At 46.2% G+C, this 6,575-nt stretch carries 8 protein-coding genes and 1 pseudogene; 6 read left to right on the top strand and 3 right to left on the bottom strand.

Annotated elements, in window-relative coordinates:
• From QZ735_RS08585 to QZ735_RS08575, 3 genes and pseudogenes are all read left to right on the top strand, one after another.
• Positions 1 to 293: pseudogene (locus QZ735_RS08585) on the top strand (acyl-CoA reductase); the annotation flags it as partial.
• 39 nt (positions 294 to 332) lie between these two features.
• On the top strand, positions 333 to 782 hold the full coding sequence (locus tag QZ735_RS08580) for a peptidylprolyl isomerase (RefSeq protein WP_294246923.1): 450 nt from the start codon (positions 333 to 335) through the stop codon (positions 780 to 782).
• A 59-nt stretch (positions 783 to 841) separates the two neighbouring features.
• Positions 842 to 1,528 (top strand): Bax inhibitor-1 family protein, encoded by a 687-nt coding sequence (locus QZ735_RS08575; protein ID WP_294246920.1) that lies wholly within the window; start codon positions 842 to 844, stop codon positions 1,526 to 1,528.
• 131 nt (positions 1,529 to 1,659) lie between these two features.
• Here the strand turns inward: QZ735_RS08575 and QZ735_RS08570 are convergent, their stop codons facing one another.
• From QZ735_RS08570 to QZ735_RS08560, 3 genes are all read right to left on the bottom strand, one after another.
• Positions 1,660 to 1,908 (bottom strand): hypothetical protein, encoded by a 249-nt coding sequence (locus QZ735_RS08570; protein ID WP_294246918.1) that lies wholly within the window; start codon positions 1,906 to 1,908, stop codon positions 1,660 to 1,662.
• Positions 1,905 to 2,213 carry a co-chaperone YbbN gene (locus tag QZ735_RS08565; RefSeq protein WP_294246916.1) on the bottom strand — a complete coding sequence of 103 codons (309 nt, stop codon included), beginning with the start codon at positions 2,211 to 2,213 and terminating at the stop codon, positions 1,905 to 1,907. Before QZ735_RS08565 ends, QZ735_RS08570 begins: the two co-directional genes overlap by 4 nt.
• Positions 2,214 to 2,355: 142 nt before the next feature.
• Positions 2,356 to 2,988 carry a peroxiredoxin gene (locus QZ735_RS08560; RefSeq protein ID WP_294246914.1) on the bottom strand — a complete coding sequence of 211 codons (633 nt, stop codon included), beginning with the start codon at positions 2,986 to 2,988 and terminating at the stop codon, positions 2,356 to 2,358.
• A gap of 434 nt (positions 2,989 to 3,422) precedes the next feature.
• On the opposite strand from QZ735_RS08560, the gene QZ735_RS08555 reads away from it, so the two are divergent.
• From QZ735_RS08555 to QZ735_RS08545, 3 genes are all read left to right on the top strand, one after another.
• Entirely contained in the window at positions 3,423 to 3,629 is a 207-nt protein-coding gene (locus QZ735_RS08555) for a hypothetical protein (protein WP_294246913.1), read from the top strand.
• 275 nt (positions 3,630 to 3,904) lie between these two features.
• Positions 3,905 to 5,626: a T9SS type A sorting domain-containing protein gene (locus tag QZ735_RS08550; protein WP_294246911.1), complete on the top strand. Its 1,722-nt coding sequence runs from the start codon at positions 3,905 to 3,907 to the stop codon at positions 5,624 to 5,626.
• A 16-nt stretch (positions 5,627 to 5,642) separates the two neighbouring features.
• Positions 5,643 to 6,575: hypothetical protein (locus QZ735_RS08545; RefSeq protein ID WP_294246908.1), on the top strand; the 933-nt coding region annotated here is incomplete at its 3' end.

The following is a 6,575-nucleotide window of genomic DNA, read 5'->3' as shown; positions in this document are numbered from 1 at the left end:
ATTACAACAGGGCCATCTACCTGCTGAACCAGGAAAAGTTCTGGGATAACAATTTCGTGATGATGAAGGAGGACGAAAAACTGTTCAGCCCGCTTTCGGTCATCAACTTCAGCCGGTACCGGGATATAGAGGAAGTGAAGGCGTTTATTGCCGATAACGAAGAAAACATACAGTGTGTAGTAGCAAAAGAGGAGCTGGGCCTTGCTTCCGCAGGACTAGGCGAAGCACAGCATCCCGGGCTGGATACCTATGCGGACAACGTTGATACGATGAAATTTTTATCCCTCATATAATCTTCGTATCTTGGTCTCAACCCAATCAACAGAAAAAGTATGAGAAAAATCCTTTTGATCTGCGCTGCCCTGGCTTTCCTGCCGGCTCTTTCCCAACAGAAGGAAGGCATAAAGATCGTTGAGAGCAAGAAAATCGAGCTTACTTCCGAACTGAGCCCGGAACAGATCAGCCGCTACAACGGCTTGTTCCTGAAATTCGTAGCTGCTTTAAAAGCAGAAGACAGGGATGCGGTGAAGGGCCTGATTTCCGATAAGGTAAAAACCGTCGTGAATGATGATGTCCTCAGGGTTTTATCCGGAGGCATCAGTTTTACGAGGAAAACGGAGGTATACAGATCCGGTTTGCAGAAGCTGCTGGACAATGAAACCTATCCCGCCATTCAGTATAAATATGCCGATGACCCGCAGGACCCGCCGCGGGATGTCATTACCGTGATTTTCGAGAACAACGGAAAGATCATGGGCGTAAAGCCGGACTATCGTGAGTGAAAGGATGGCGGATGGCAGACAGTCAATGACGATAATTAACTTATTTTAAATACATAACTATGATGACAGATGTTTTGGTCGCCCATTCTTCAGATGTGCAGAAGGCTGACTTTTACAAGAAGACGTATCTTCACGTCGCTTTATCCATTCTCGCTTTCATCGGGGTGGAAAGTGTTTTATTACGGGTAGTTCCGGACCAGGTAATTTTTGCCATGTTTGCCCAGCGGTACATCTGGCTCCTGATTATCGGGGTGTTCTGGCTGGCTTCCGTGCTGGCTACGAAATGGTCCCTCTCCCTGGATAAGTCGACCCAGTATTTCGGGCTTGCTTTCTATGTGGTGCTGGAGGCCGTTATTTTCCTTCCTCTGATCAAGATCGCCACGCTGTATGCAGGGCCGGTGGTCATTTACCAGGCAGCGATGCTTACCATTGCCATGTTTGCAGGGATCTCTACCGTCGCTTTTACTTCCAAAAGGGATTTTTCATTCCTGAGGAACATCATCGTTATCGGGGGATTCATCGCGCTGGGACTGATTGTGGGCGGAATGATCTTCAGTTTCAACCTGGGCCTGTGGTTTTCCGTAGGCATGGTGATCCTTGCTTCAGCAACCATCCTGTACCAGACGAGCAAGCTGAAAGATGCTTACGGTACCAACCAGTATGTCGGTGCCTCGCTGCAGCTTTTTGCTTCTATTATGCTGCTGTTCTGGTATATCCTGAGCATTTTGATGAGCAGGAGAAGCTGACAGGAAATGAAGGGTTATAAGTTATAAGTTGTGTGTAATGAGTTATAACTTATTTTATATTATAGCTAAAATAAAAATCCTGATGTGGAAACATCGGGATTTTTTATGTGACGACAGGGGATGCCGGCCGGTTATTTGTCGATAGAGCCTAAAACTTTCTGTGCAAATGAGTTAAGGGCGTCTTTTTCACTCATTCCGCCTTCTACGGCAGCATGCACTTCAAGTGCTCCGCAGATGTTCGTAATCAGTTCTCCCGCCACATTCAGGTCTTCTTCAGAAGTTCCCCTGAACTCGCAGAAGCTTTCCAGCACTTCCAGGGTCTTCTCAAGGTTTTCCGGGGTCTGGTTCTGATAAAACTGTCTGATGATCGGTAATTTCATGATAATTCGTTGAATAGCTCGGTTAAACTTTCTGCTTTGTTGGTCTGTACCTGGTTTACCAGTTCACCGTTTTTAAAAACAGCGAAGGTAGGAAGGTTGTCCACCTTAGCCAGTTTCCGGCTTTCCGGTAATTTTTCGGCATCCACGTAAAGGAAAGGGATGCTTTCATTTTCAGCGGCCAGCTTTTTGAATTTCGGCTTCATGATCCTGCAGTTCCCGCACCATGTGGCACCGTACTGCACCACCACTTTTTCGTTGCCACTGACAATAGCCTGCAGGGTATCTTCTGTTAATTCTGTATACATAAGTTAAATTTTAGATTAAAATTTAACAATGTATCAATAAAACAATGTAACAGTTTATCAATCATATCCTTCTGCATCATTGTTACATTATTAGATTGATACATCGTTACACTATTAGATTGATACATCGCTGGATTAAAATTTAGTTTTTTGCTAAATATTCGGCGGTAGAAGTACGGTCTGCCTTCATGGCGTCTTTTCCTTCTTCCCAGTTGGCAGGGCATACCTCACCGTGTTTCTGAACGTGTGTATAGGCATCGATCAGCCTGATGTATTCTTTTACGTTTCTTCCCAGCGGCATATCGTTTACCGACTCGTGGAAAATTTTTCCGGTTTCGTCGATCAGGTAAGTCGCCCTGTAGGTTACGTTTGAACCGGTGAACACTTCTTCCCCTTCTTCATTGTACTCGAAATCCTGGTCTACGATCCCAAGCATGTTGGCCAGCTGTCTGTGGGTATCGGCCAGCAGCGGATAGGTAACCCCTTCGATCCCGCCGTTGTCTTTTGATACGTTCAGCCATGCAAAATGTACCTCATTGGTATCGCATGAAGCACCGATTACTTTGGTGTTCCTCTTTTCGAATTCCCCCAAAGCTTCCTGGAAAGCGTGCAGTTCGGTAGGGCATACGAAAGTAAAATCCTTCGGGTACCAGAACAAAAGGACTTTCTGCTGATTGGAAGTGGCTTCCTCGAAGATGTTGATTCTTAAATCATCACCCATTTCAGACATGGCATCAACCGTTACATTCGGGAATTTTTTTCCTACTAATGACATAATTTTCTTGTTTTAATATTTAAATTTTTCTGCTGCAAAGATAAAAGTATTTCATCTATCAGTCAAACCCTGTATGATATATATAATCTATCGGTACGGTTGATGAATGAACATAAAAACCCCTGTGGCAGCACCCTTATCCTGAATATGGCTTTACTTCTTTAAGACCGGCGGTCTGCAGCCGGCGTCAATGAAATCATTTTAAATTCTTTAGAATGCAGTTCTGATCCATAAGAAGCAGGAAGCAGCTCTTACTGCGAATCTATGCAGGCAGATCTGTTTCCGGAAAAGAATTTGCCCAAACAGAGCAATACTTGTTTTATGTATATTATTCAGTATAATTTGAATTATTTTATTCGTAAATTATTGTTTTTAAATAAATTAAATATTGTTTTTATCGTATTTTGTGGTATATTGGATGAATAAAAACAGATATGAAAAGAGTGAAAAAAATTCTTCAGTTCCGGTTGTCCGGGATGCATTGTATTTCTGATCAAACAGTAGAAAAGGAGGGAGATGGTGGTCCCCGTTTCTGTATTTCCGGTGGAAAACAACATAGCGGATCGGACCTTTATCAACTATCAAAGCCTACTTCTTTTATCGGTGAAAAAAGATTACTTTTGCAACGCCTAAAAAATTAATAACAGACTCATGAGACACTAAGCATGAAAAAACACGAGGCCGGTGCATTCCGCATGCATATTGCAGCATCTCATCCCGGATTCCGGACGGTCCTTTACCGGGGACCGGCTCCGGCAGCGCTTCAACCTATCATCGGTATATCGCAGACGGCCTGCCGGCTGCTGCAGGATCCGGAACCCGGGCTGCCGCTTATAGATTTCCGTATTTTCCGGGCCTTTGGCCTCCGTATATTCGCATCAATTATCAGATATTCAAAAAACCAAAACAAAAAACCATGAAGAAACTTTATGTAAACATGATCGCCGTCTTTGCCTTTACCGGCCTCCGGGCCCGGGAAGTCCTCTGGCAGAAGGACATCAGATCCTCCACGCAGGATTTCTTAAGCCAGGTGACCACCACTATTGACGGACAATACCTGGTTTCCGGTAGCAGCATCCGGCCTTCGAGAGCCTCAGGCACCAGTCCTTCGAGAGCCGCAGGCAACAGTCCTTCGACAGGCTTAGGCACCGTTCCTTCGATAAGCTCAAAGATGGGCCATCAGCCATCAGCCAACAACCATCAGCAAAACGCAGGCTACGATTTTCATTTGGTCAAGCTGAACCAGCAGGGGGAACCGGTCTGGGAGAAATTCTTTGCCGGAAAAAACCATGATTTTCTCCAATCTGTGGTAGCTACACAGGAAGGCGGATTTCTGGCAGCCGGAACCAGCTACTCGGGAAAAGACCTGGATAAAAAGGAAGATTCCAGAGGAGGCTCTGATATGTGGCTCATCCGACTGAACGAAGCGGGGGAAGAACTCTGGCAGAAAACCATCGGTTCGGCTGGGGATGAAGAAGCAAGAGCGGTGATACAGACCACGGATTTAGGCTTTTTCGTAGCCGGCAACACCCAGAATACGGAAAAAGGCTACGGTTCCAAAGACGTTCTGATCGTAAGGCTGGATAAAAACGGGAAAGAAATCTCGCAGCTGATCCTGGGCGGAAAAGGCCTGGATGAAGTGGAAAAGATGATCCCGACCCGGGACGGCGGTGCTCTTCTCAGTGTCTACTCCAGAAGCGGTGCCCTGCCGGCAAATGCAAAGCCCGGTACTGCAGGTGCACAGTCGTCTGTAAACACATCAGTGGCCAGCAGCCAGCAGCCAAAAGCCAGCAGCCATTACGGTGAGGGCGATTACTGGATCATCAAGCTTTCAAAAGACGGAAAGGTGGAATGGGAAAAGAGCTTCGGCGGAACTGGTGATGACCATCCCAGAACCCTGGCCCTGACTTCCTCAGGATATCTGATTGGCGGAGAATCACGATCGGAGAGATCAGGGAATAAGACCGTAGGTATTGAAGAAGGGACGGATGTGTGGCTGATCTCTTTAACCGAAAAAGGGGAAGCGATCTGGCAGAAATCCTACAGCTTCAAAAACCGGGATGTTTTGATGGGCATGAGCGTACTGCACAGCGCGGATGACAAGTCCTCGAAAGGGATACTTCTGGGTGGCTACACGCAATCCGAGGGAAGGGTAGAAGCAGATGACGAGAAGTTCTGGATGCTGTACCTGGACCAAAGTGGCAACGAGCAGTGGCGAAAGCACGTGAAAGGAAAATCCAGCCAGAGGGAAGAGCGCCTCTCGGACATCAGGCTGAACCGTGACGGCTCGATCATCCTGGCCGGAACCAGTGCCGAGGAACTTGGAAAGGAAAACTGGAAGATCGTAAAGCTGGGAGACAGCCAGATCGACCGGCTGATCGAGAAGCAGGAGATTAAGATCTATCCGAATCCGGTGAGTGAGTATGCTTATGTGGAGCTTGGGTTTGAGGGTTTGAGAGAGGGAGCGTTTGAGGCGGAGATCACAGTCTATGATATGGGCGGACGGCAGCTTCAGACTGTAAAAACAAAAAACAAAATAACCAAAATTGGTACGCAGCAGCTGGTGCAGGGCGCTTACCTGGTGAGTGTGAAGATGCAAGACGGGAAAACGGCAAGTGCGAAACTGATTAAAAAATAAAATGAAATAAACAACCATGAAGAAAATACTTTTATTGTTCATTATGATTTCCTGCTGGGGGTTTTCCCAGAAAAATTTCGGAAATACCGCTGAGCCTATGCCTTCGGTATCTTCCTTTTCATCTTATGTAAATACACCGGTATCACAGGCTACGGGAGTCCCCAATATTTCAATTCCCCTCTTTTCCCTGCCCACAGGAAGTGCGGATGTCAATATCTCGACCATGCTGAGCTACCATCCTTACAATGCTGTCGGCAATAAGCCCGGAAGCGAAGTCGGTCTCGGGTGGTCATTGTCCAAAGGAGGCGTGATCTCCAGGGTGATCAACGGGGATGTGGATGAAAGGTTTTCCAACCCCGCCAGATCGGATTACAAGAAGAATGTCTTTGATGACGTGTATTATTATGACATTCCGGGTGAATCCGGTAAATTCAGGATCATCAGGGATACCGTTAACAATACCTTCAGCATCAACAATATTTCCGGCAATACCATCAAAATCGAGTATACGAGGGAATCCAACGCAGCTACGCTGATCCTGAATTCGTTTACCATCACCAATGATAAAGGCATCCGGTATGTCTTCGAGGATTATTCGGTCTCCAGAAACGATGCCGGTGCTGCTGCCTTTACTTATAAATCCGCTTTCTTCCTGACCCGGATTATCGATACCGGCAATCTTGTTGCCGCTGCCTTCAGTTACCGTAAGGATGCTAAGTACTCAGCAAATATCATTCTGTACCAGGTCTGCAAGCTGCAGGAAATCTCTACAAAATACGGGAAGATAATTTTTGACTATTATTATCTGGACAGCGCATCCGATAATGGTAAAAATGATCCGTATCAGATTGAAAATGTTTCCCTTCTCGATGTCTCGTCACATCCGGTTTCCCGGTACCGGCTGATGTATGGTACTTTTTCTAACGTTACTCCGGTTCAAAACAATAAC

Source organism: uncultured Chryseobacterium sp., from assembly GCF_913776365.1.
In the GTDB taxonomy this organism is placed as follows: domain Bacteria; phylum Bacteroidota; class Bacteroidia; order Flavobacteriales; family Weeksellaceae; genus Chryseobacterium.
Note: the sequence above shows the minus strand (reverse complement) of the source record. Positions and strands in the feature narration are given on the sequence as shown.

What these genes read in the sequence shown, in the direction of transcription:
- QZ735_RS08580 (WP_294246923.1), top strand. Translation starts at nt 333, where the DNA reads ATGAGAAAAATCCTTTTGATCTGCGCTGCCCTGGCTTTCCTGCCGGCT.
- QZ735_RS08575 (WP_294246920.1), top strand. Translation starts at nt 842, where the DNA reads ATGATGACAGATGTTTTGGTCGCCCATTCTTCAGATGTGCAGAAGGCT.
- QZ735_RS08570 (WP_294246918.1), bottom strand. Translation starts at nt 1,908, where the DNA reads ATGAAATTACCGATCATCAGACAGTTTTATCAGAACCAGACCCCGGAA.
- QZ735_RS08565 (WP_294246916.1), bottom strand. Translation starts at nt 2,213, where the DNA reads ATGTATACAGAATTAACAGAAGATACCCTGCAGGCTATTGTCAGTGGC.
- QZ735_RS08560 (WP_294246914.1), bottom strand. Translation starts at nt 2,988, where the DNA reads ATGTCATTAGTAGGAAAAAAATTCCCGAATGTAACGGTTGATGCCATG.
- QZ735_RS08555 (WP_294246913.1), top strand. Translation starts at nt 3,423, where the DNA reads ATGAAAAGAGTGAAAAAAATTCTTCAGTTCCGGTTGTCCGGGATGCAT.
- QZ735_RS08550 (WP_294246911.1), top strand. Translation starts at nt 3,905, where the DNA reads ATGAAGAAACTTTATGTAAACATGATCGCCGTCTTTGCCTTTACCGGC.